The organism is Janthinobacterium leeuwenhoeki, assembly GCF_051380795.1.
GTDB lineage: Bacteria > Pseudomonadota > Gammaproteobacteria > Burkholderiales > Burkholderiaceae_D > Janthinobacterium.
This window is the reverse complement of record NZ_JBNYXT010000012.1, coordinates 1-22604: the sequence shown is the minus strand read 5'-3', so window position 1 is coordinate 22604 and position 22604 is coordinate 1. Positions and strand designations below refer to the sequence as shown.

At 64.2% G+C, this 22604-nt stretch carries 22 protein-coding genes; 13 read left to right on the top strand and 9 right to left on the bottom strand.

The window, feature by feature from the left end:
• The 3 genes from ACQ4WS_RS12055 to rfaE2 form a co-directional block, all read right to left on the bottom strand.
• Positions 1–1470, bottom strand: a complete 1470-nt coding sequence (locus ACQ4WS_RS12055; RefSeq protein WP_436476517.1) for a hypothetical protein — start codon at positions 1468–1470, stop codon at positions 1–3.
• Positions 1467–2951: a hypothetical protein gene (locus ACQ4WS_RS12050; protein ID WP_436476515.1), complete on the bottom strand. Its 1485-nt coding sequence runs from the start codon at positions 2949–2951 to the stop codon at positions 1467–1469. Before ACQ4WS_RS12050 ends, ACQ4WS_RS12055 begins: the two co-directional genes overlap by 4 nt.
• A gap of 126 nt (positions 2952–3077) precedes the next feature.
• Positions 3078–3560 (bottom strand): D-glycero-beta-D-manno-heptose 1-phosphate adenylyltransferase, encoded by a 483-nt coding sequence (gene rfaE2, locus ACQ4WS_RS12045; RefSeq protein WP_436476513.1) that lies wholly within the window; start codon positions 3558–3560, stop codon positions 3078–3080.
• 302 nt (positions 3561–3862) lie between these two features.
• Here rfaE2 and ACQ4WS_RS12040 point away from each other — a divergent pair, with 302 nt between their 5' ends.
• The 8 genes from ACQ4WS_RS12040 (at position 3863) to ACQ4WS_RS12005 (ending at position 8998) form a co-directional block, all read left to right on the top strand.
• Complete coding sequence (locus tag ACQ4WS_RS12040; protein ID WP_436476511.1) at positions 3863–4819, top strand: hydrogen peroxide-inducible genes activator; 957 nt, start codon at positions 3863–3865, stop codon at positions 4817–4819.
• A 58-nt stretch (positions 4820–4877) separates the two neighbouring features.
• Positions 4878–5732, top strand: coding sequence for a 4-hydroxybenzoate octaprenyltransferase (gene ubiA / locus ACQ4WS_RS12035; protein WP_436476510.1), 855 nt, complete (start codon positions 4878–4880; stop codon positions 5730–5732).
• Positions 5733–5840: 108 nt separating this feature from the next.
• Complete coding sequence (locus ACQ4WS_RS12030; protein ID WP_436476508.1) at positions 5841–6197, top strand: ElaB/YgaM/YqjD family protein; 357 nt, start codon at positions 5841–5843, stop codon at positions 6195–6197.
• Between the two features lie 56 nt (positions 6198–6253).
• On the top strand, positions 6254–6640 hold the full coding sequence (locus tag ACQ4WS_RS12025) for a phage holin family protein (protein WP_436476507.1): 387 nt from the start codon (positions 6254–6256) through the stop codon (positions 6638–6640).
• Positions 6637–6984 carry a hypothetical protein gene (locus ACQ4WS_RS12020; protein WP_436476505.1) on the top strand — a complete coding sequence of 116 codons (348 nt, stop codon included), beginning with the start codon at positions 6637–6639 and terminating at the stop codon, positions 6982–6984. The genes ACQ4WS_RS12025 and ACQ4WS_RS12020 overlap by 4 nt, the downstream gene beginning before the upstream one ends.
• 89 nt (positions 6985–7073) lie before the next feature.
• On the top strand, positions 7074–7631 hold the full coding sequence (locus tag ACQ4WS_RS12015) for a DUF3455 domain-containing protein (protein WP_436476503.1): 558 nt from the start codon (positions 7074–7076) through the stop codon (positions 7629–7631).
• Positions 7632–7727: 96 nt separating this feature from the next.
• Positions 7728–8285: a sigma-70 family RNA polymerase sigma factor gene (locus tag ACQ4WS_RS12010; protein WP_436476501.1), complete on the top strand. Its 558-nt coding sequence runs from the start codon at positions 7728–7730 to the stop codon at positions 8283–8285.
• Entirely contained in the window at positions 8282–8998 is a 717-nt protein-coding gene (locus ACQ4WS_RS12005; RefSeq protein ID WP_436476499.1) for an anti-sigma factor, read from the top strand. Before ACQ4WS_RS12010 ends, ACQ4WS_RS12005 begins: the two co-directional genes overlap by 4 nt.
• On the opposite strand, the gene proC is transcribed toward ACQ4WS_RS12005, so the two are convergent.
• Both proC and ACQ4WS_RS11995 read right to left on the bottom strand, forming a co-directional pair.
• Positions 8999–9829, bottom strand: coding sequence for a pyrroline-5-carboxylate reductase (gene proC, locus ACQ4WS_RS12000; RefSeq protein WP_436476497.1), 831 nt, complete (start codon positions 9827–9829; stop codon positions 8999–9001). It abuts the gene before it with no gap.
• A gap of 16 nt (positions 9830–9845) precedes the next feature.
• Complete coding sequence (locus ACQ4WS_RS11995; RefSeq protein WP_436476496.1) at positions 9846–10547, bottom strand: YggS family pyridoxal phosphate-dependent enzyme; 702 nt, start codon at positions 10545–10547, stop codon at positions 9846–9848.
• A 70-nt stretch (positions 10548–10617) separates the two neighbouring features.
• Between ACQ4WS_RS11995 and ACQ4WS_RS11990 the strand changes: the two genes are divergently transcribed.
• The 4 genes from ACQ4WS_RS11990 to ACQ4WS_RS11975 all read left to right on the top strand — a co-directional run bounded on the left by ACQ4WS_RS11990 (position 10618) and on the right by ACQ4WS_RS11975 (position 15587).
• Positions 10618–11661 carry a type IV pilus twitching motility protein PilT gene (locus ACQ4WS_RS11990; RefSeq protein WP_436476494.1) on the top strand — a complete coding sequence of 348 codons (1044 nt, stop codon included), beginning with the start codon at positions 10618–10620 and terminating at the stop codon, positions 11659–11661.
• Positions 11662–11664: 3 nt separating this feature from the next.
• The gene (locus ACQ4WS_RS11985) at positions 11665–12804 is read left to right on the top strand and encodes a PilT/PilU family type 4a pilus ATPase (protein WP_436476492.1); all 1140 of its coding nucleotides are present in this window, start codon (positions 11665–11667) and stop codon (positions 12802–12804) included.
• A gap of 1 nt (position 12805) precedes the next feature.
• Entirely contained in the window at positions 12806–13291 is a 486-nt protein-coding gene (locus tag ACQ4WS_RS11980; RefSeq protein WP_436476491.1) for a glutathione peroxidase, read from the top strand.
• A 184-nt stretch (positions 13292–13475) separates the two neighbouring features.
• The gene (locus ACQ4WS_RS11975) at positions 13476–15587 is read left to right on the top strand and encodes a putative bifunctional diguanylate cyclase/phosphodiesterase (protein ID WP_436476489.1); all 2112 of its coding nucleotides are present in this window, start codon (positions 13476–13478) and stop codon (positions 15585–15587) included.
• Here ACQ4WS_RS11975 and glcF read toward each other — a convergent pair.
• The 3 genes from glcF to ACQ4WS_RS11960 are packed head-to-tail and all read right to left on the bottom strand — an operon-like array spanning position 15580 to position 19392.
• Positions 15580–16809 carry a glycolate oxidase subunit GlcF gene (gene glcF / locus ACQ4WS_RS11970; RefSeq protein WP_436476487.1) on the bottom strand — a complete coding sequence of 410 codons (1230 nt, stop codon included), beginning with the start codon at positions 16807–16809 and terminating at the stop codon, positions 15580–15582. The two genes, ACQ4WS_RS11975 and glcF, sit on opposite strands and share 8 nt — an antisense overlap.
• A gap of 6 nt (positions 16810–16815) precedes the next feature.
• Positions 16816–17886 carry a glycolate oxidase subunit GlcE gene (gene glcE, locus ACQ4WS_RS11965; RefSeq protein WP_436476485.1) on the bottom strand — a complete coding sequence of 357 codons (1071 nt, stop codon included), beginning with the start codon at positions 17884–17886 and terminating at the stop codon, positions 16816–16818.
• Between the two features lie 15 nt (positions 17887–17901).
• The gene (locus ACQ4WS_RS11960; protein WP_436476662.1) at positions 17902–19392 is read right to left on the bottom strand and encodes an FAD-linked oxidase C-terminal domain-containing protein; all 1491 of its coding nucleotides are present in this window, start codon (positions 19390–19392) and stop codon (positions 17902–17904) included.
• Between the two features lie 150 nt (positions 19393–19542).
• On the opposite strand from ACQ4WS_RS11960, the gene ACQ4WS_RS11955 reads away from it, so the two are divergent.
• Positions 19543–20097, top strand: coding sequence for a cob(I)yrinic acid a,c-diamide adenosyltransferase (locus tag ACQ4WS_RS11955; protein ID WP_436476483.1), 555 nt, complete (start codon positions 19543–19545; stop codon positions 20095–20097).
• Positions 20098–20232: 135 nt separating this feature from the next.
• On the opposite strand, the gene ACQ4WS_RS11950 is transcribed toward ACQ4WS_RS11955, so the two are convergent.
• Positions 20233–22320, bottom strand: coding sequence for an FUSC family protein (locus ACQ4WS_RS11950; protein WP_436476481.1), 2088 nt, complete (start codon positions 22318–22320; stop codon positions 20233–20235).
• Between the last annotated feature and the right edge of the window lie 284 nt (positions 22321–22604).

Sequence of the window (22604 nt, the reverse complement as noted above, 5' to 3'; positions counted from 1 at the left end):
TCAGGCCAGGCTCAAGGCATGGCCTTCGGCCACGCGCACGACGGCCGGCTTGCCCAGGCCCCGCTTGAGTTCGCCAATGTCGCGGCCGTCGTCGTCGCGGATCTGCACGCTCTTGAATGGTTTTAATAACACTTGCCGCTGCACGCCGTCGGCCATCACCTTGTAGCGCGTGGCGCGCGTGCCAAGCAAACCCAGCGCCAGCAAGCCCAGCACGAGCGCCAGGACGCCACCCAGCATCGCCAGCACGGGCAGCAGCGGATACTGTATGCGCACCAGCAATGGGATCGTCGCCTGCGACGCGCGCACGCTGTCGGGCGGCGTGAACATGCCAGAGATCGGGTCGCCGGGGAACAGTTCCTGCAAATCCTTGCCAAAACTGGACGCCAGCGCCAGCCGCTGTTCCGACAGACCCACCTGCGCCTGCATCGGCAGCATCACCTGCTTGCCCATGGCGGCGATCGCCTGCGCCGACCACGGCGACGGTATCTGCGCCATCGGCAGCGCAAACTGTACCTGCACCGACTGGCTGGCGCCCGGCTGCAACTGGCGGATTTGATCCGGCGCAACGTGCAGGGGCGCGTTCTGGCCGGCCAGGCTGGCGTGCACCCTGGCGCTGTCGATCACGTAGGGGAAAAACATGTTTTGCAATGACGCCTGGAGCACCACTTGCGGCACCAGGTTCGCCGCATCGACGTCGAGCACGATGGTGCGCCCGTCGCGGCCCAGGCTGGCTTGTACGTTGGCGCTGTTCTTGACGGACTGGGGCACGATGCGCACGGCATCCTGATCCACCGGTTTTAATCGCGCGGGCGGGCGCGTCAGTACTTGCGACAAACGCCCTTCGGCCAGGATACGGTTCAGGGCGTCAGAGGCCGGCTGGCCATACGCGAGCGCGTACACCATCAAACCCTTGGCGCTGTAAAGCTTGCCCTGCACGGGCATGCGCAGCGGAAACACCAGCGTCTTGCTGATCGACGGTTCCAGATGCAGCAAGCGGTAAAAGTCGCGGTTGCGCTCGGCCGTCTGGCTATCGTTGTTGGGGCTGTTCTTGTTATTGGTAAAGATCCACACGATGCCGGAGGCGGACTGGAACGGACCCGTGATGGTCTTGGTGACGGCTTCCTGGAAATCCGTGTCGGCCAGCGCGCCGCCGGCGCTCTTGCGCGCCAGGCCGAGACTGGCCAGCTGGCCCGCCACGCCGGCGCCGCCCTGCCCTTGCCCCAGCAGCGATGGCGATACATGCGCGCCGCTGCTCTGGCTGAAGGCCAGGGTATAGACCTTGTCGGAGGGGCTCGTGGCTGCCTGCGCCACGGCGCCGACCAGGGCCTTCAGTTGCGAATGCTCATCCGTGTAAAACGGCTCCATCCAGCCCGAGTTTTGCACGAGAAAGGCTTGCTGGATGCCGGCCGCCTGCGCGCCGGCTGCACTGAGCAAAGCGGCGCAGGCCGCGATCAGGACGCGCGCTTTCATGCCTGCAAGGCCCAGCCATCGATGCGCGACAGCAAGGGGTGATATGCCCACAAGGTGCTTTCATGCACAAACAGGCGCAGGCGCCACGGTTCGCTGACGGCAAAGGTATGAAACACGTTTTCACGCAATTCATCGTCCTGCACCAGCTGGGCTGCCAGGCGCTCGCTCGAGCGCAGCACGCTCGACAGGCCGGCGCTGGTGGCGAACTTCACGCCAAACACGCTGTTGCCAGCGTTCGATTCCAGCAAGGGCATGACGGCCTGGTTCTTGCCGCCATCATCGCCGTGTTCCGGTTCTTCCCACGGCGCCGTTTTCAGCTTGGTGGCGAAGCGGTAATTGAAGCTGCCCGAACACAGGCGCGGCGCCAGCGCGTCGGCCCGTTCGGACTGCGCGCCCAGTTTCACGTAGACATAGGTGCCACGGCTGCGCTCGAAGCACAGCTGCCACAGGCCGCCGTCGCGCGACACGTACGGGCTGCCGAATTCGAAATGCGGCACCAGTCCCTCGGGCCAGGGTGTGAACGAGGCGGCCACGTTGCCGTCCGGTTGCAGCTGCAAGCGCAGCTGGCCGTTGGCGCAGGGCCACACGGCCATGCGGTTGTAGGCCACGGGCGCGCTGACGGCGCCCAGGTCAAACAGGCCGTCGAGCAGCACGTCGCTGCCCGGCTTTTGTTGCGCGTCAAGGTTGACGAAGCGGATGCGGCCATCGTCGTCGCGCAGCGGCGCCCACAAACGGTTCTGGAACCAGACGGGCGCGGCCACGCACGGCGCGCCGCCCACGTGTTCGACCACGTAGGTCAGCGAAGGCACGTCGGGACGGATGCAGGCCAGGCCATGGCTGGTCGGCAAGACCAGCACGCTATTGAACTCAGGCACCAGCTCGGCGCGCCAGGCGCCGTGGGCCAGCTCCGATTCGGCCAGCAAGCTGTCGCTTTCCGGCTCCAGCGCCAGCCAGCGTTTCGAGGCAGGCAGCCAGGCGTGCAAGACGGCCTTGCGCGGCTCAAGCGCCAGCAGCGCGGGCGCGCTGGTGCCGAACCGGGCGGAAAAGAATTCGTATTCACCGGGCGGCGGCATGGGCAGCGAGGCATCGGCTTGCGCATGCTCTTCGCGCGCGCGCTGGTCGGCCAGTTTCAGGGGCACGCTGGCCTGGCGCAAGCCGGCCGGGCCGGCCGGCGGCACGTCGCTGACAGGATATGCGCCGTAGGGCGGCACCCAGGGCGGCGTGGCGGAAGTGTCGGGCGGCACTTGCAAGGCCGTGCCCGAGCCGGGGTCGAACGAGAATTCGGGCGGGAACTGCCGCACGGGCGCAGCGGCGGCTGCGGGCAGGCGCCGCGCGAGCATCAGCTTGCCGATATCGGCCTGGCTCACCAAGGGCGTGACGTTCTGGCCGTCCGCGCTGCGCTGCATGCTCCACGCGCCATCGTCATCCACGTGCCAGACGCCGGAGGGCAGTGGCCAATCCCCAGAAGTTTTATGATCCATTTATTTTCTATGACTAGCAATGCATTCAGACGGTGTAACGTGCTGGGGCTGACGCAACGCAGTCGCAGCCCTGGCAGTTCTCATAGTAACGTCTTTTTATCTGTATGGAAACATTGACGAGCTTCCTCAGCCCTGCTGCGTCCGCACTTTCGTCAACAGCTTGGTGGTCGAGCGGTCATGCGCGAAATCGATGGCCACGGCCTGGCCGCCATATGCCAGCACGGCCTTGCCTTCCGGAATGGCTGCCATGTCGTAGTCGCCGCCCTTGGCATAGATGTCCGGTTCGATCTCCTGCACCACTTCCAGGGCACTGTCTTCCGAAAACGGCACCACCAGGCTTACCGCTTCCAGCGCGGCCAGCACGGCCATGCGATCTTCGCAGCTGTTCAGGGGGCGGTCATCGCCCTTGCCCAGGCGTTTCACTGAAGCATCAGTATTCACGGCAACGATCAGCGAAGCGCCCAGCGCGCGCGCCTGCGCCAGGTATGTCACATGGCCGCGGTGCAAAATATCGAACACGCCGTTCGTCACCACCACCGGTGTCGGCAGGGCCGCGGCGCGGGCGCGCAGTTCGTCACGGCCGCACAGTTTGTTTTCAAAATCAGGCATGGCTATCTCTTGTAGGGTTAAATATGGTCACGACACGGTCACGCTCAGGCGTGGCTATCGTCATGGATGCCGCCGGCATCGCGGCGACAGCACAGCTCATTGCCGCGCGCCGGTTGCCTGGCACGCCAATGTGATCGCCGCTTCCAGCGCCTGCATCTGCAGTTCCACCACCCTCTGCCTTCGCCGCCCGCTCCCGCATTATAGGGGGCGATCCGCTACAATACGCCATCGGCACCACAGTTTCACGTTTGCGCCACCTTTCATTCATTGCAAGTAAGCACTTCCTGTGTTTCAATCAACCTATGACACTGACTGAACTGAAATATATCGTTGCAGTCGCGCGAGCGAAGCACTTCGGGCATGCCGCCGAAGCTTGCTTCGTTGCCCAGCCCACCCTGTCAGTGGCCATCAAGAAACTCGAAGACGAATTGGGCGTGGTCCTGTTCGAACGGGGCGGCGCGGAAATCTCCGTCACGCCCCTGGGCGCGCAAATCATCGCGCAAGCCGAGCGCGTGCTGGAACAGACGGCCGCCATCAAGGAACTCGCCAAGCAAAACAAGGACCCGCTGGCCGGCCCCCTGCGCTTGGGCGTGATCTACACGATCGGCCCCTACCTGCTGCCGCCCCTGGTCAAGGCCATGATAGACCAGGTACCGCAGATGCCTTTGATCTTGCAGGAAAACTTCACGGTTCGCCTGCTCGAATTGCTGCGCCAGGGCGAACTGGACGTGGCCATCATGGCCCTGCCCCTGCCCGACCACGGCATGGCCATGCAGGAACTGTATGACGAACCGTTTGTCGTGGCCATGCCGCGCCAGCATCCATGGACGGCGCGTGACAAAATCGCCGCGCAAGACTTGAAGTCGGAAACCATGCTGCTGCTGGGCAATGGACACTGTTTCCGCGACCAGGTGCTGGAAGTGTGCCCTGAAATGGCGCGTTTTTCCTCGCCCGGCAACGGCATGCAGCGTACCTTCGAGGGTTCCTCACTGGAAACCATCCGCCACATGGTGGCCAGCGGCATCGGCCTGACAGTCTTGCCGCGCGCCTCCGTGACCAATATGCACGCCACCGACGGCATGCTCGAATACCGGCCCTTCGCCGCACCCGTGCCATCGCGCAGGGTGGTGATGCTGTGGCGCAAGAGTTTTACGCGCAAGGCCGCCATCGATGCCCTGTGCGCGGCCATCGCCAGCTGCAACTTGCCGGGCATCACCCCTTTATGTGACGACGAAGACCAGCGCCCAGGCGCAAAATAGTACATTGACATACTATTTGCGATAATCGACCTTTCTCTTCAACAAGATCGAGTCTTCCATGAACAAGCTGGCGCTGTATTTCCGCCTGATACGGCTGGACAAGCCTATCGGCACCGTATTGCTGCTGTGGCCTACCCTTTGTGCGCTATGGCTGGCGCAACAGGGCGTGCCGGACTGGCGGCTGCTGCTCATCTTTACCCTCGGCACTTTCCTGATGCGCTCGGCTGGCTGCGCCATCAACGACTACGCCGACCAGGACATCGACAAATTCGTCAAGCGCACGGCCGAGCGTCCCATCACCAGCGGGCGCATCAGCGGCAAGGAAGCGCTGGCCGTGGCCGGCGTGCTCACCATACTGGCCTTTTGCCTGATCCTGCCCTTGAATGCGCTGACCAAGCAGCTGTCGGTGGCCGCCGTCATCATCGCCGGCACCTATCCCTACTTCAAGCGCTTCTTTGCCATCCCGCAAGCGTATCTGGGCATCGCCTTCGGCTTCGGCATTCCCATGGGCTTTGCCGCCATCACGGATTCCGTGCCCGTCGTCGCCTGGTTGCTACTGCTGGGCAATGTCTTCTGGGCCGTGGCCTACGATACGGAATACGCGATGGTCGACCGCGACGACGACTTGAAAATCGGCATCAAGACCTCGGCCATCACGTTTGGCCGCTACGACGTGGCCATCGTCATGTTCTGCTATGCCGTTTTCCTGCTGCTGTGGCTAGCCTGCGGCTGGTACCTGGGCTTGCGTTACTGGTTCGTCGCGGGTCTGGTAGTTGCGGCCGGTTGCGCCGTTTATCACTACACCCTGATCCGCGCACGCGAGCGTATGCCGTGTTTTGCGGCATTCCGGCATAATAACTGGCTAGGAGCAGCGGTGTTTGCGGGCGTGGTACTGGACTTTGCTTTCCGTTAAGCAATCATCCTTGCGCCGTGGCAGCCCTTGAGGCGGCGCAAGACATGCCTGGCCGCAGCTGCCTACACTGGTATTTCACTGTGCAGTTTCACTTCCATGAGGTAATACATGAGCTCGATACATACCGGAAAATCCAGCAGCGACAGCATCCTCGCCGACGCCGACAAGGCCCGCGACAAACTGGTCGGCGACCTGAAAACCGTCATCAATGAAGCGGAAGGCTGGCTCGATGGCGCCAAGGATCAGACGGGCGAAAATATCAAAGCCGTCAAGGACAAATTCATCGCCACCCTGGAAACGGCCAAGAAAGACTTGATCAAGCTGGAAGAAGACTTGCTCGAACGCACCAAGAAGGCGGCCAAGGCCACCGACGAATACGTGCAGGACAATCCATGGAAAGCTGTCGGTGCGGGCGCCGTCGTCGGCGTGCTGTTCGGCCTGCTGCTTTCCTCGTCACGCCGCTAGAGAGTAACGGCGCAGTACCGACGGCGCAGGCCGTCTCCTGACGCGAAAGGCAGCATATGGCTATCGTGCACCATGTCGCCCAAGTCGCAGCGACCCTCGCCGCCATCGTCCAGACCCGTCTGGCCCTGGCGGCCGTGGAAATGGAAGAAGAGTCGCTGCGCTTCCTGTCCTATCTGGCGCTGGCCATGCTGGCACTGATGTGCCTGTTTGTCGGCCTGGTATTGGTCGTGTTCCTCGTCATCGTGCTATTCTGGGATACGCACCGCATCGCCGCCATTGCCATCACGGCCGCCGTCTTCATTGTCGCCGCCATCGCCACCCTGCTGGGCGTGCGCGCCAGTTTCCGCAGCAAGCCGAAGCTGCTGTCCTTCACACTTTCCGAACTGAACAAAGACCTCGACAAGCTGCAATTGCTGGCCCGCCGGGGAAAGGAGCGGCCATGACCACGCATCCCACCAAGTTGTCGCATGTCCACACGGCCGCCAGCCTGGCGCAGCGGCGCGACGCGCTGCTGGCCGAATGCGCGCTGCAGCGCCTGGCCCTGGGCGTGCAGACGCGGCAATTGCTGGAACCGCTAACGGGCGGCAAGCTGCGCCACACCCTGGCCACGCGCTTCAAGATTCCCCTGATGGTGGGCGGTGCCGTGCTGGGCCTGCTGCTCGTGCGCCCGCGCCGTTTCCTGCCGCTGCTGCGGGCCAGCGGCGCGCTGCTCAAGCACGCCACGGCCGCCATGCCCGTCGTGCTGGCACTGGCGCAGCGTTTCAGCAAGAAAGAAACGCCGTCTTAAAATATTTTTACTTAGCTGCATCCAAATGGCAGGCACATGCGTAGTAATGGTATCAACCAGCCGGTTGAGCCAACTACCAGGAGTTCGCCATGCTTGCCACCATCGCCCCACGCCATACCGCCCCGTCGCTCACCGTGCTGTGCGCCGCCCTGCTCGTGGCCGCCTGTGCCCCCATGAGCGCCCGCTATTCGCAGGAACAATTGCCGAACGCCGTCAAGGTACCCGATGGCCATCAAGTCGCCATGCAAACGGTGGGCGTGGGCAAGATCGCCTACGAATGCAAGGCGAAAAAAGATATGACGGGCCATGAATGGGTCTTCGTGGGACCGGATGCGGCCCTGAACGACCGCGGCGGCATGCAGGTCGGCACCTATGTGGGACCACCTGCCACCTGGGCCAGCCTGGATGGCTCGAAAGTCACGGCGACGCAAGTGGCCGTGGCGCCGGCTGGCGCGGGTAATATTCCGTATCAGCTGGTGAAAGCCAATCCAGCCATGGGCAACGGCGCCATGCAGGGCGTCAGCTACATCCAGCGCGTGGCCACCAGCGGCGGCGTGGCACCAAGCAGCCCCTGCGGTATGGAGAGCATCGGCGCCAAGCAATGGGTGCCCTACCAGGCCGATTATATCTTCTGGAAAGCTGCATAAATCAGTGACAACGATGGTTGGCAAGCTGGTTTCTGGCCTATACTCGGTCTTAAAAACTTGCTAACCATTAACTACTTACTGACGATTGCGCCAACCTTGCCAACGCTAGCCACCCCTTACGATTACGATGCCGCCCTGCGCGCCTGCGCCAGAGGCGAGCAGCAGGCATTGCACGGCCTGTACCAGCAGGAAAGCCGCTACCTGCTGGGCGTGGCCCTGCGCATCGTGCGCCAGCGGGCACTGGCCGAAGACGTGCTGCACGACGCCTTCCTGAATATCTGGCGCCGCGCCGGCAGCTTCGACGCCACGCGCGGCAGCGGCAAGGGCTGGATCTATGTGGTGGTGCGGCACCAGGCGCTGAACGTGGCGCGCGCCCGCGCCCATGAAGTATCGGCCGACGAGGATACCGTGGAAACTCTGCTGCATGAACGCCTAAGTCACGATGCGGGCGAGGCCTATGCCGACCAGGCGGACCTGGGCAAGCTGCACGATTGCCTCGGCCACCTGGACGAGAGCAAACGCAACAGCATCCTGTACGCCTACGTCGATGGCTGCTCCCATAGCGAAATCGCGCAACGCCTGCAAGCGCCGCTGGGAACAGTCAAGGCCTGGGTCAAGCGGGGCCTGGCCGCCTTGCGGGAGTGCATGGGATGATGAATAGCGACGAGGAATTGCAAAGGCTGGCCAGCGAATATGTGCTGGGCACCCTGGAACTGGCCGAGCGCGCGGAAGTGGAACAGCGCTTGCCGCGCGACGCCGCCCTACGCGACGCCGTTGCTGCCTGGGAACAGCGCTTGCTGCCATTGACCACCCTGGCACCACCCGAGCAGCCATCGCCCCAGCTGTGGCCGCGCATCAGCGCCAGCCTGTTTACGCCCAAAACCGTGCGGCAGGCGGGCGGCTGGCAGCTTTGGTGGAATAGCCTGGCCTTCTGGCGAGTGCTGGCCGGCGGCGGAATGGCGGCCACAGCCGCGCTGGCCGTGCTGGTCACTACGCAACTGCAAGCGCCAGGCGGACCCGGCTATCTGGTGGTGCTGGTCGCGCCGCAGGATAAATCGCCGGGCTGGATCGTGCAGGCAGGCGGACGCGGTGGCAAGAACCGCGACCTGAGCCTGATCCCGCTGGGCCCGACCACCGTGCCGCAGCAAAAAGCCCTGCAATTCTGGACCAAGGGCAAGGACTGGGGCGCGCCCGTCTCGCTGGGTCTGGTCAAGCCGGGGCAAAGCCTCAAGTTACCGCTGGACAAACTGCCGCCGCTGCAACCCGATCAACTGTTTGAAATCACCCTGGAGCCGGAAGCGGGCTCGCCCACAGGCCGGCCGACGGGGCCGATCCTGTATATCGGCCGCGCCGTCAAGGTGATCTAATTACTTAGACAACTCGTCACCCATCTCGCGCCCCCGTTGCGCGGCCGCCTTGATGCCCTTGACGATGGCCGCCTTCACGCCGCTCTCTTCCATGCTGGTGAGTGCCGCATACGTCGTGCCGCCTTTCGACGTGACGCGCTCGCGCAGCAGCGACACAGGTTCGCTGGAGTTCGCCGCCAGCTGCGCCGCGCCCGTAAACGTGGCAATGGCCAGCTGCGTGCCCTGCTCGGGCGTGAGACCCAGTTCGGCAGCGGCCTGCTGCATGGCTTCGATAAAGTAAAACACGTAGGCGGGACCGCTGCCGGACACGGCCGTCACAGCGTCGATCTTGGCCTCGTCAGCTAGCCAGACGGTCTGGCCGACGGCGCGCAAGATGGCGTCCGCCGTTTTCTTTTGCTCGTCGCTGACGCCGCTGCTGGCCACCATGCCCGTGATGCCCATGCCGATCAGGGCCGGCGTATTCGGCATGCAGCGCACGATGGCGCGGTAATCGCCGAGCCAGCGCGACAGGTCTTGCGCGCGGATGCCGGCCGCGATCGACAGGATCAATGGCGCCCGTTCCCCGTCGAGGAAGGGCAGCAATTGCGCCCCCACCTCGCGCATGCTTTGCGGTTTCACGGCCAGCACGATCACGTCCACGCCGCGCAGCGCCTCGCCGGCGGAAGTGGCCGTCGTGACGCCGAATTGCGCCTGCAGTTTTTCCAGCGCCGGCGCATGCGGGTCGATCACGTGGATGTTGCCGCCCAGGGTCAGCTTGCCCGCCAGGCCGGCGATCAGGGCCGCCGCCATATTGCCGCCGCCTACGAAGGCGATATTCAATTCTGTCGTCATGCTTGCTCTCTCTTCATCAGGAATAGTTGCGGGAACCGAAGATGGCACTGCCCACGCGCACGATGGTGGCGCCTTCCAGCACGGCGGCGCGCAAGTCGGCCGACATGCCCATCGACAGGGTATCGAGCGCCAGTCCTTCGGCCTTCAATTGTTGGTACAGCACGCGCAATTGCGCAAACGCACGGCGCTGAAGGGTGACATCCGTCTCCGGCTCGGGAATGGCCATCAGGCCGCGCAAACGCAGGCGGGGCAGCTGCGCCACGGCATGTGCCAAGGCCGGCAAGTCAGCCGGCGTCACGCCGCTCTTGCTGGCTTCGCCGCTGATATTGACTTGCAGGCAGATATTCAGATCCGGCAAGCCGGCAGGACGCTGCTCGGACAGGCGCGCGGCGATCTTTTCCCGCTCTACCGTGTGCACCCAGTCAAAATTTTCGGCGATGGGGCGCGTCTTGTTGCTCTGGATGGGGCCGATAAAATGCCAGACGGGTGCGCCTTGCGGCAGCGCAAGCTTGACGGCGGCGATCTTGTCGAGCGCTTCCTGCAGATAATTTTCGCCAAACGCTGCCTGCCCCGCGCGCATGGCTGCCAGCACGGCATCCGCGCCGAAGGTCTTCGAGACGGCCAGCAGGGTCACGTCGGTCGGCGCGCGCTGCGCGTCAGCGGCGGCCTGCGCAATACTCTCGCGCACGGCTTGCAAGTTCTGTTCGATTGTGGACATAATCATTTTCTAGTGTATAGGGGCGGCGGCACAGTGCGCCAGCCCATCAATGCAGGCACAGGGATTATAAATGGACATTTCCGAACTACTCGCTTTCTCCGTCAGCAACAAGGCTTCCGACCTGCACCTGTCTTCCGGCCTGCCGCCGATGATACGCGTCCATGGCGATGTGCGCCGCCTGAACGTGGCCCCGCTCGAGCACAAGGAAGTGCACAGCATGATCTACGACATCATGAACGACAGCCAGCGCAAGGCCTATGAAGAAGCGCTGGAATGCGATTTCTCGTTCGAAATTCCCGGCCTGGCCCGCTTCCGCGTGAACGCCTACAACCAGGAACGCGGTGCCTCGGCCGTGCTGCGCACGATTCCATCGAAAGTGCTGAGCCTGGACGAACTCAACGCGCCGCGCATCTTCGGCGAACTGGCCATGCGCCCGCGCGGCCTGGTGCTGGTGACGGGGCCGACCGGTTCCGGCAAGTCGACCACCCTGGCGGCGATGGTGAACCACGTCAACGAGCGCCTGAACCACCATATATTGACCATCGAAGACCCGATCGAATTCGTGCATGAACCGAAGAAATGCCTGATCAACCAGCGCGAAGTCGGTTCGCACACGCATTCGTTCAGCAATGCGCTGCGCTCGGCCCTGCGCGAAGACCCGGACGTGATTTTAGTGGGCGAATTGCGCGACCTGGAAACCATCCGCCTGGCGCTGACGGCGGCCGAGACGGGCCACCTGGTGTTCGGCACCCTGCACACCTCGTCGGCGGCGAAATCGATCGACCGCATCATCGACGTCTTCCCCGCCGAGGAAAAGGAAATGGTGCGCGCCATGCTGTCCGAATCTTTGCAAGCCGTCATTTCGCAGAACTTGCTCAAGACCAAGGATGGCGCGGGCCGCGTAGCCGCGCATGAAATCATGCTGGCCACGCCGGCCGTGCGCAACCTGATCCGCGAGGCGAAAGTGGCGCAAATGTATTCGGCCATCCAGACGGGCAGCAATGTGGGCATGCAGACCCTGGACCAGTGCCTGTCCGACCTGGTGCGGCGCGGCACGATCTCGGCGGAGACGGCCCGCTCGGCCGCCAAATCGCCTGAAAACTTCCCCGGATAAACCATGCAGACGACGCACGAACACTATGGCGCCATGCACGCGCTGCTGGCGCAGATGCGCGCACGGGGCGGCTCCGACCTGTTCATCACGGCCGGCTTTCCCGCCGCCATCAAGCTCGACGGCAAGCTGACGCCGCTGGCGGGTAGCGCACTCGACGCGGCACAAGCGGCCGGCTACGTGCGCGCCGTCATGAACGCGCGCCAGGCGGCCGAGTTCGAAGCCAGCCGCGAAGCCAATTTCGCCATCAGCCCGGACGGACTCGGGCGCTTCCGCGTGTCCGCCTTCGTGCAGATGGGCCAGGCAGGCATGGTCTTGCGCTTGATCAATACCGCCATCCCCACCCTGGACGGACTGGGTTTGCCTGCCATCCTGCAAGACATCGTGATGAGCAAGCGCGGGCTCGTCATCATGGTGGGCGCCACGGGTTGCGGCAAGTCGACCACGCTGGCCGCCATGGTGGGCCACCGCAACGCGCACAGCCACGGCCACATCATCACCATCGAAGATCCCGTGGAATTCATCCATCCGCACGGCAACTGCATCGTTACCCAGCGCGAAGTGGGCGTCGACACGGACGACTGGGGCACGGCCCTGAAAAACACCCTGCGCCAGGCGCCCGACGTGATACAGATCGGCGAAATCCGCGACCGCGACACCATGGACCACGCCATCGCGTTTGCCGAGACGGGCCATCTGTGCCTGGCGACCTTGCACGCGAACAACGCCAACCAGGCGCTGGACCGCATCATCAACTTCTTCCCCGAAGAGCGGCGCCAGCAGCTGCTGATGGATCTGTCACTCAATTTGAAGGGCATGATTTCCCAGCGCTTGATCCCCAACAAGGAGGGCGGCGGGCGCAAGGCGGCGCTGGAAATCCTGCTCAATTCGCCGCTGATGAGCGACCTGATCTTCAAGGGCCAAGTGCACGAGATCAAGGAATTGATGAAAAAATCGCGCGAGCATGGCATGCAAACCTTCGACCAGGCCCTGTTCGACCTGCACGAAGCGGGCGCCATCAGCTATGAAGACGCGCTGCGCAATGCGGACTCCGTCAACGACCTGCGCCTGACGATCAAACTCAAGGGCGCAACGACGCCGGAACCCTCCCCGCAAACGGGCGCCACCAGACTGGGCCTCCTCTGACATGGCCAGCATCCACGATTTCCAAGCCGAGGCGCTGGACGGCACGCCGATCGATCTGGCGCAATACAAAGGCAAGGTACTGCTGATCGTCAATACGGCCAGCGCCTGCGGCTTCACGCCGCAATACCAGGGCCTGGAAGCACTGTACCGCGAATTTCACGACCAGGGCCTGATCGTGCTGGGCTTTCCCTGCAATCAATTCCGCCAGCAGGAACCGGGCTCGAACGGCGAAATCAAAGCCTTTTGCGAGAAAAACTTCGGCGTCACCTTTCCCCTGTTTGCCAAGGTTTACGTGAATGGCGCGCATACCCATCCCTTGTTTGCGCAGTTAAAACAGGCAGCGCCCGGCATATTTGGCACGCACTCGATCAAATGGAATTTCACCAAGTTTTTGGTGCGCAAGGATGGCCGCGTGTTTCGCCGCTACGCAACGGCCAGCAAACCGGCCAGCCTGGCGGCCGACATTCGGCAATTACTACAGGAATAGCGATGCGACGCTTTGATTAATAACAATAATTGCTGAAATCAATCAATTCGTATTTATTTCATGCTTGATATCAATATTGTGTTTCCAATAGCAAATTTCGGTGATAATGTTGACATAATTATTCGCAGATATCGATCAAAAAACGATGCCAGTCTTTGGGAAAATATTATCTTCATGGATGCGGATGGGCACTTATTCCCGCTTATTCATTCCTATTTTCTTCCTGATACTCGCCGTTTCCGCCGTCCGCTATCACGCCCTGCTGGGTACGGAAACGGCACTGGCCAATGCGCGCTACCAGCGCGATGCCCGGCAACTTGACCTGTTCCTGGCCAATAGCGTGCTGCCGCTGGCTGTCCATACGGACAGTCACGCGATGCACGACAGCGTGCGGCAAGTGCTGCGCAGCGCCCTGCCACTGAACCGCAGCCTCGCCTCCGTGCGCTGGGATACGGCTGGCGGCCATGTCGAAGTGCTGGCCGACAACAAGCTGAGCGACACACTGGCCGACGGCGTGCCGGCGTGGTTTGCGCGCCTGACGGGCATGGCGGCCATCCGCAGCCGCCTGACGGTGGCGCTGCCGGATGGCGGCGACGGCATCCTCGACCTGCACTACACGCCTGGCCGGCCCCTGGCGCAGGTATGGAACAGGGTGCGCGAGCAGGCCGTTCTCAGCACCATCAATATCGTGCTCGTCTTCGTCCTGCTGGGCTTGGTTCTGGCGTCGCACCGCAAGCTGCTGGCGCGGCTCGTGCAAGCGACCGACCGCTTCCGCGATGGCAACTTTTCCGTGCGCCTGGCGGCCGGCGCGACGCCCGAGGCGCAAGCCGTGTCGCGGTCGTTCAACGGCATGGCCGGCGATATCGAAGAACTGCTGACCTCGCTGAAGACCAGCCAGCGCCAGCTGGGCGAACAGCTCAACGAAACCGTGCACATGCAGCAGGCACTGCAAAAGCTGTCGTGGCAAAACTACAATGACGTGCTGACGGGCTTGCCCAACCGTGCCGCGCTGGCCGCCCGTTTCGAACAGGAACTGTTCCTGGCGCGCGAACGCCAGCGCCTGATGGCCGTCTGCCTGTTCGACCTCGACCATTTCCAGGCCATCAACGACCGCTATGGCGCCGAAGCGGGCGATGACATCCTCAAGCAGGTGGCCGGCCGCCTGCACGGCTTTACCGGGCAGATCCATTATGCGGCGCGCCTGGGCGGCGATGAATTCGTCATGCTGCTGTGCGGCCAGGCCAGCATCGCCAGCATCGAACAGAACATCACCCAATTGATGCAGGAACTGAGCCGCCCCTACCAGTGCGACCAGCAGGCGCTGCACGTGACGGCCAGCGTCGGCATCGCCGTCTACGCGGGCAAGGACCTGAATACGGAAAGCCTGCTGCGCCACGCCGATCACGCCGTCTACCAGGCGAAACTGACGGGGCGCAACCAATACCACTTCTTCGACACCAACCTCGATGAGGAAGTGCGCACGCACCACAACCAGCGCACGGAAGTGCGCCATGCCCTGATCAACGGCGAACTGCGGCTGTACTACCAGCCCAAGGTCAACATGCGCGCCGGTACGGTGGTGGGCATGGAAGCACTGCTGCGCTGGCAGCATCCGCGCCGCGGCGTGCTGGCGCCGGCGCAATTCCTGCCGCTGGTGGAGCAGACGGATCTGATCATCGACATCGGCGAATGGGTGCTGCGCCAGGCCCTGTGGCAGATGCAGCGCTGGGTGGCTTGCGGCAAGCACTGGGTGGTCAGCGTGAATATCGCGGCGCGCCACTTCCAGCAACCGGACTTCGTCTCGCGCCTGGAAACCATCCTCGGCGAATTTCCCGGCGTGCGCGCCAGCATGCTGGAACTGGAAATCCTCGAATCGTCTGCCCTGCACGACATCGAAGACCTGCGCCGCATCATCCGCGCCTGCCAGGCGCTGGGCATCACGTTCGCGCTCGACGATTTCGGCACCGGCTACTCGTCGATGTCGTATCTGAAACGCCTGCCGGCGAACATCGTCAAGATCGACCAGAGCTTCGTGCGCAATATGCTCAACGACCGCGACGACCTGCACCTGGTGCGCGCCGTCATCGGCCTGGCCCGTTCCTTCAGCCTGACGGTAATCGCCGAAGGCGTGGAAAGCGTCGAGCATGGCGCGCGCCTGATCCAGCTGGGCTGCGACCTGGCGCAAGGCTACGGCATCGCCCGTCCCATGCCGGCCGACGCCGTGCTGGAGTGGGCGAATAACTTCATACCGGCCCCGCAATGGCGCATTGCGCAATACAACGAAGCGCCTATTTGACGGGCATCAAGGCGGAGTCGATCAGTTCTATCCAGTGCCGCACGGGCGTCTGCGTGCCCGCCTGCAGGTGGCTCAGGCAGCCGATATTGGCCGACACGATCATCTCCGGCTCGCACGCTTCCAGGTTCGCCACCTTGTTGTCGCGCAGCTGCTGCGACAGTGCCGGCTGCAAGATCGAATACGTGCCCGCCGAACCGCAGCACAAATGGCTGTCGGCGCACAGGCGTACGTCGACACCGACGGCGCGCAGCACCTGCTCGACCTTGCCGCGCACCTGCTGGCCGTGCTGCAGGGTGCATGGCGGGTGATACGCCACCCGTTTGCCGATGCGCCCTTGCAGCAGCGCCACCAGCTGCGCTTCAAACGCCGGCATGATCTCGGACAAATCGCGCGTCAGTGCGGCGATGCGCCGCGCCTTCTCCGCATACTGCGCATCGTGCGCCAGCAGGTGGCCATATTCCTTCACCGTGGCGCCGCAGCCGGACGCCGTCATGACGATGGCTTCCGCGCTATCCACGTATGGCCACCAGGCGTCGATATTGCGGCGCATGTCGTCCAGCGCCGCTTCCTGGTCGTTCAGGTGATGGCGCAGCGCGCCGCAGCAACCGGCTTTCGGCGCGACGATCAATTGCACGCCCAGCGCATCGAGCACGCGCGCCGTGGCCGCGTTGATGTTCGGCGACATGGCCGGCTGCACGCAGCCGTCGAGCAGCAGCATGGTGCGCGCGTGCTGGCGCGCGGGCCATGCGCCGGCGGCGGCGCCGGGACGCAATTTGTCCTGCAAACTTTTTGAGAGCAAGGGCCGCAGCGCCTGTCCCGCCTTGTACACGGGCGTAAACAGCCAGCGGCGCGGCAAGGCTTCCTTCAGGGCGAAGCGCAGTGCGCGTTCGCGCAAGGGGCGCTGCACGCGCTGTTCGACGACGTTGCGCCCGATGTCGACAAGGCGCCCGTACTGCACGCCCGAGGGACAGGTCGACTCGCAATTGCGGCAGGTCAGACAGCGGTCCAGGTGCGTCTGCGTCTTGGCGGTGACGGGCGCGCCCTCCAATACCTGCTTGATCAGATAAATGCGTCCGCGCGGGCCATCGAGTTCGTCGCCCAGCAGCTGGTAAGTGGGACAGGTGGCCGTGCAAAAGCCGCAATGCACGCAGGCGCGCAGGATAGTTTCGGCTTCGTCGCCTGCCGGCGTATTCTTGATGAAATCGGCGAGATTGGTTTGCATGCGCGCTCAATACATTCTGTGCGGGTTGAAGATGCCAGCCGGGTCGAAAGCCCGCCGCAGGCGCTGGTGGATGGTGGCCACGGCCGGCGCCAGCGGCTGGAACACGCCCACGGCCTTGTCGCCGCCGCGGAACAGGGTGGCGTGGCCCCCAAGCGCAACCACCGCCTGGCGGATGTGACGGGCGCTATCAGCGTCGGCGTCGCCATCGAGCTTCAGCCAGCGCTGCGCCCCGCCCCACTCGATCAGCTGACGCCCCTTTAAAATCACGGCGCTGGCGTGCGGCGGCAGAGACAAGCGCCACAAGCTGCCCGCGCCCGCAAAGAAAGCGTGCGTTTGCTCGCGCACGGCCAGCCAGAAGGCGGCCGCGTCATCGGCTGCCAGCAGCTCGCCGCCCAGCGTGTGCAGGGCCGCCGACACGGCCGCCTCGGCGCCGGACAGGCGCACCGTCAGCACGCCATCGTGCCAGCAACTGGCGGAGATCGGCAGCGGCTTGCCTGCCCATTCATTGAGCATGCGCAAGGCGGCGATTTCCGCGCACGGCAAGCGAAAGGTCGCTTCGCGCAGCGGCAAGGGCAGTACCTTCAGCGACACTTCCAGGATCAGGCCCAGGGTACCCAGGGATCCCGCCAGCAGCCGCGAGACATCGTAGCCGGCCACGTTTTTCATCACTTGCCCGCCAAAGGCCAGGCGTTCGCCATGGCCATCCATCAGCACGGCGCCCAGCACAAAGTCGCGCAAGGCTCCGGCGCTGGCGCGGCGCGGGCCGGACAGCGCACTGGCAACGACGCCGCCCACCGTGGCGCCAGCACCGAAATGGGGCGGCTCGAACGCCAGCATCTGATTACGCGCGGCCAGCGCCGCCTCGATTTCAGACAGCGGCGTGCCGCAGCGGGCCGTGATCACCAGTTCCGTCGGTTCATAATCGATGATGCCGGCATACGCGCGCGTATCGAGCACGTCGCCTTCGAGCTGCTGGCCATACCAGTCTTTCGTGCCGCCGCCGCGCAGGCGCAAGGGCTTGCCCGCTGCGCTGGCGGCCAGTATCTGCTGCCTGAATTGTTCCACTATCGCTTGCAAAGGAGTCTCCGACGGTTAAAAACGGGGCAGCTTGGCGAATGGCAGGCGCCCCGCCGTCACATGCATCTTGCCGAATTCGGCGCAGCGGTTCAAGGTGGGAATCGCCTTATCCGGATTGAGCAAGGTATGGGGATCGAAGGCGCGCTTGACGGCAAAGAAGGCATCGAGTTCGGCGCGCGTAAATTGCACGCACATGGAATTGATCTTTTCCATGCCCACGCCATGTTCGCCCGTGATGGTGCCGCCGACAGCCACGCACAGGGCCAGGATGTCCGCGCCAAACGCTTCGGCGCGCTCGAACTGGCCGGGCATGTTGGCGTCGAACAGGATCAGGGGATGCAGATTGCCGTCGCCCGCGTGGAACACATTCGCGCAGCGCAAGCCATGCGTCGTTTCCATGCCGGCGATGCCGGTCAGCACTTCGGCAAGGCGCTTGCGCGGGATGGTGCCGTCCATGCAGTAGTAGTCGGGCGAGATGCGCCCGGCGGCGGGAAAGGCGTTCTTGCGGCCGGACCAGAATTTCATGCGCTCCGCTTCCGACTGCGACACGGCGATGGCGCTGGCGCCCGCCCCTTCCAGCACGGCCGTCATGCGGGCGATTTCCTCTTCCACTTCCTCGTGGGTGCCGTCCGCTTCGCATAGCAAAATGGCGGCCGCGTCGATGTCGTAGCCGGCCTTGACGAACGGTTCTACCATGCGTGACGACGTCTGGTCCATCATTTCCAGTCCGGCCGGGATGATGCCGGCGGCAATCACGTTGGCCACGGCGTTGCCGCCCGTGACGACGTCGTCAAAGGACGCCATGATGACGCGCGCCGTGGCCGGTTTCGGGATCAGTTTCACGGTCACTTCCGTGACGATGCCCAGCATGCCTTCAGAGCCGATGAAAATAGCCAGCAGGTCGAGGCCAGGCGAGTCCAGGCATTCGCCGCCCAGCTCCAGCACGTCGCCATCGATGGTAACAACGCGCACGCGCAGCACATTGTGCACGGTCAAGCCGTATTTCAGGCAATGCACGCCACCCGAGTTTTCCGCCACGTTGCCGCCGATGCTGCAGGCGATCTGCGAGGACGGATCGGGCGCGTAATACAGCGCGTGGGGCGCGGCCGCTTCGGAAATGGCCAGGTTGCGCACGCCCGGCTGCACCACGGCCGTGCGCGCATACGCATCGAGGCGCACGATGCGGTTCAAACGCGCCGTCGACAGCACCACGCCATCGGCAATCGGCAAGGCGCCGCCCGACAGGCCCGTGCCGGCGCCGCGCGGCACGATCGGCACCTTCAACTCGCGGCAGACGCCGAGGATGGCGATGACCTGTTCTTCCGTATCCGGCAAAGTCACCACCATCGGCAACTGGCGGTAGGCGGCCAGGCCATCGCATTCATACGGGCGCGTATCTTCCGCGTCGGACAGCACGCAGCGTGCCGGCAGCACGGCCAGCAGGGCCGCGACGACGGCTTGCTGGCGCGCGGCGGTCAATCCGGATTCAGGGGCGGCATTGAGCATATGATTGGGGGCAAGAGGCATGGGCGTGCAACGATTGTAAGCACAAAAGTGGCGCGCAGCGCGTTTTTTGTCCGATTTGCCCGCAAATCCGCAGCCAGGGGGCGCGCGGTGTCGTATGCTGCCCCCATTCTTCTTTACAGGACCGACATCATGGGCAACCGACTTTCGAAAATCGCCACGCGCACGGGTGACAATGGCAGCACCGGCCTGGGCGACGGCAGCCGCACCAGCAAGGACAGCGCGCGCATCCACGCCATGGGCGACGTGGACGAACTCAATTCAAATCTGGGACTGCTGCTGTGCGAAGCCATGCCCGACGCCTTGCGCGAGGAACTGGTGGCCATCCAGCACGACCTGTTCGACCTGGGCGGAGAAATCTGCATCCCCGGCTACCAGTTGATCAAGGAAGAGCACGTGCTGCGCCTCGATGACCTGCTGGCGAAATACAATGCGGACTTGCCGGCCCTCTCTGAATTCATCCTGCCGGCCGGCTCGCGCGCCGCTTCGCTGGCGCATGTGTGCCGCACCGTGTGCCGCCGCGCCGAGCGCAGCATCGTCGCGCTGGCCAATGCGGAAACACTCCACGAGCATCCGCGCCAGTACGTCAACCGCCTGTCCGACCTGCTGTTCGTGCTGTCGCGCGTGCTGAACCGCTTTGCCGGCGGCAGCGATGTGCTGTGGCGGCATGACCGCACGCGGGGCTAACGCCGCCAGCGCTGCATTTTTTATCGCCGCCCCATCACGCACCACGCTGCCCTGCCCTGCCCAATATCCGTACTGCTAGCGCTAAATGAGAACAATGCGCCATGGCAGTCATCACAGGACAGCGTACGGCTGCCCCTAGTCTGCGGCCTGCATCATTTTTTGCGGCGCCCCTTGCGCTTGAACTTCAACTTGCACATGCTCGCGCAGCAAGCCGCGCAGCAGTTGCACCTGGGCCACGGCATCGGCTTGCAGCGCAGTCAAGCCCTCGGCCGCACAGGGGCCGGGCGCACAGGCATCGGCTTCGCCGCGCAGCAGCGCATCGATTTCCCCGCTGACGGCGGCAATCCAGCGTTGCAATTCGGGCGGCGCCGGCTCGGCCTGGGGACTCAGACTGATGCGCGCCGTGCTGCCCGCCACGCGGCGCAGCAGCGGCAAGGTGCGCAGTGCCGCCAGGCCCACGCCGCTGCTGCGGTCCAGGCGGCGCTCGATGCGCAAGCGTTGCAGCACTTGTTCCGCGTTATTGCTGGCCAGCCCCGCCTCGCGGCGCAGGCGCGCGATGGCGCTATCCCACTTTCCGCCCGCCGCCAGCACGGCCAGCAAGTATTTCAGGTTGGCCGACACGGCTTTCGCCAGGCGCTGGTCCAGGTCGTCCGCCTCGCGGTCGGGCCACAGGAAAAACGTGGCCAGCAAGGCCAGCACGCAGCCCAGCACATTGTTGCCCAGGCGGCTCAGCGCGTACACCATCTCGCTGGCCGGCGCCGCATAGTCGGCCACCAGCACGAAGGCGGGCGTCATGAACAGCACATGCAGGCTGTAGCTGACGCGGCGCAAGGCCATGGTGGCGACGATCAGGGGAAACACCACCAGCGAGATCGCCAGCGGGGTGTGCACCGCCAGGCCGATCAGCACTGCCAGCACGGCGCCCAGCACGCTGCCCGCGACCCGCTCGATGCCGCGCGGCCAGGTGGTCGACACGGACGGCTGCAGTATCAGCAAGGTCGCCATGGTGGCCCAGTAGCCGAACGGAATGTGCAGCGCCTCGACCAGCAGGAAGCCGGCCGTCGTCGCCAGCGATACGCGCGCCGCGTGGCGCCAGCTCAGCGACTGCGGCGTGGCGTTGACTTTTGCCGTTTGCCACGCCTGCCCCAGCGCCAGGAAAGCCGCCTCGCGCCACGGCAGCTGCGTCGCGCGCGGCAAGCCCAGCTCGATGAAGTCCACGTTCAGGCGCAAGGGCAGCAAGGCGCCCAGCGCCGCTTCCAGGCGCCTTCCGCAGCCAGCCAGGCGGCGCTGCAATTCCAGGGGCGGCGTTTCCGGCTGGCGCTGCACGGCTTGCCCCAGGCGGCGCAGCAGCACGGCCATCACTTCCAGGCTGCGCCGCGCGCGCGGGTCCTGGCGCAGGCGCTGCTGCTCGCGCTCGCATGTATGCGTGACGGCGATCAAATAGGCAAAAATGCGCTCGGCGTCGCTGAGCGCCAGCAGCAAGTTGTCGTACAGAGCGCTGCGGCCCGCGCGTGCGGGCGGCACGGCGGCCAGCGCCACCCGCGCCGCTTCCAGCGCGGCGCGTGCCTGCGAACGGTAGCTGGCGCCATGCGCGGCGGCATCCGGCTGCGCCGGCCCCTGCTCGAGGAAGCGCGCATTGTCACGCGCGATGCCGGCCAGGCGCGAATACGCGGCGCGAATGGCGCGCCGGGCCGGGCTAAACGGGTGAATGCGCCAGACGGTAAAACTGAGCACCGTGGCAAACAGGCAGCCGAACATGTATAGCCCCAGGAATGGCGCCGTCTGCGTCATCGATTCCAATGGGTGCGTGACCATCACGACGCAGGCCGTGGCCGCCAGGATGGCCACTTGCGCCGTGGCCGCGCCCCAGATGCGCGCCAGCGCGCCGGCCCAGGAAAACAGCAGCACAGCAACGGCGGCGGCCGCCACGCCATGCCCGGCCGCCAGCGCCGTCAGGCCGCCAGCCACGGTGGACAGCAAGCCGAAGCCCAGCATCGAGACGAAACGCATGCGCCGCGTGCCGGCCGCGTCGGCCAGGCAGGTCCAGAAGGCGCCGATGGCGGCCCAGGAAAAATCGGGCTGGTCGAACAGCAGGCCCAGGAGCAACATGGCGCTGGAAGCACAGGCGGCCCGCAAGCCCTCGGACAGATTCGTTTCGTCGATGGCCAGGCTGACCATCCACAGGGGACGGCGCTGCGCCAGCTTGTCGGTATAAGCGTGCATGCCCGTCAGCCAGCGGCCAGCCAGTGCGCGTGTACGGCGGTGAAATTTCCTGAAATGCAAGTTGGACTTTGAAAGGGTATCAAAGCGTCATCGTAGCATTCCCGGACGAAGAATGTTGCAGTGCAGCGTAAAATCCTACCAGACGAAAAAAAACGGCACCGCAGTGCTAATGCCGTTCAGTTAAGCAGGTTTTCGTAGAACGCGCATGGCATAGCGCTTTGGTTTTGCCTTGACGGCCCGGTCGAATTTTCGATCGGGCCGTTCGTCATTGAGAAGACTAACCA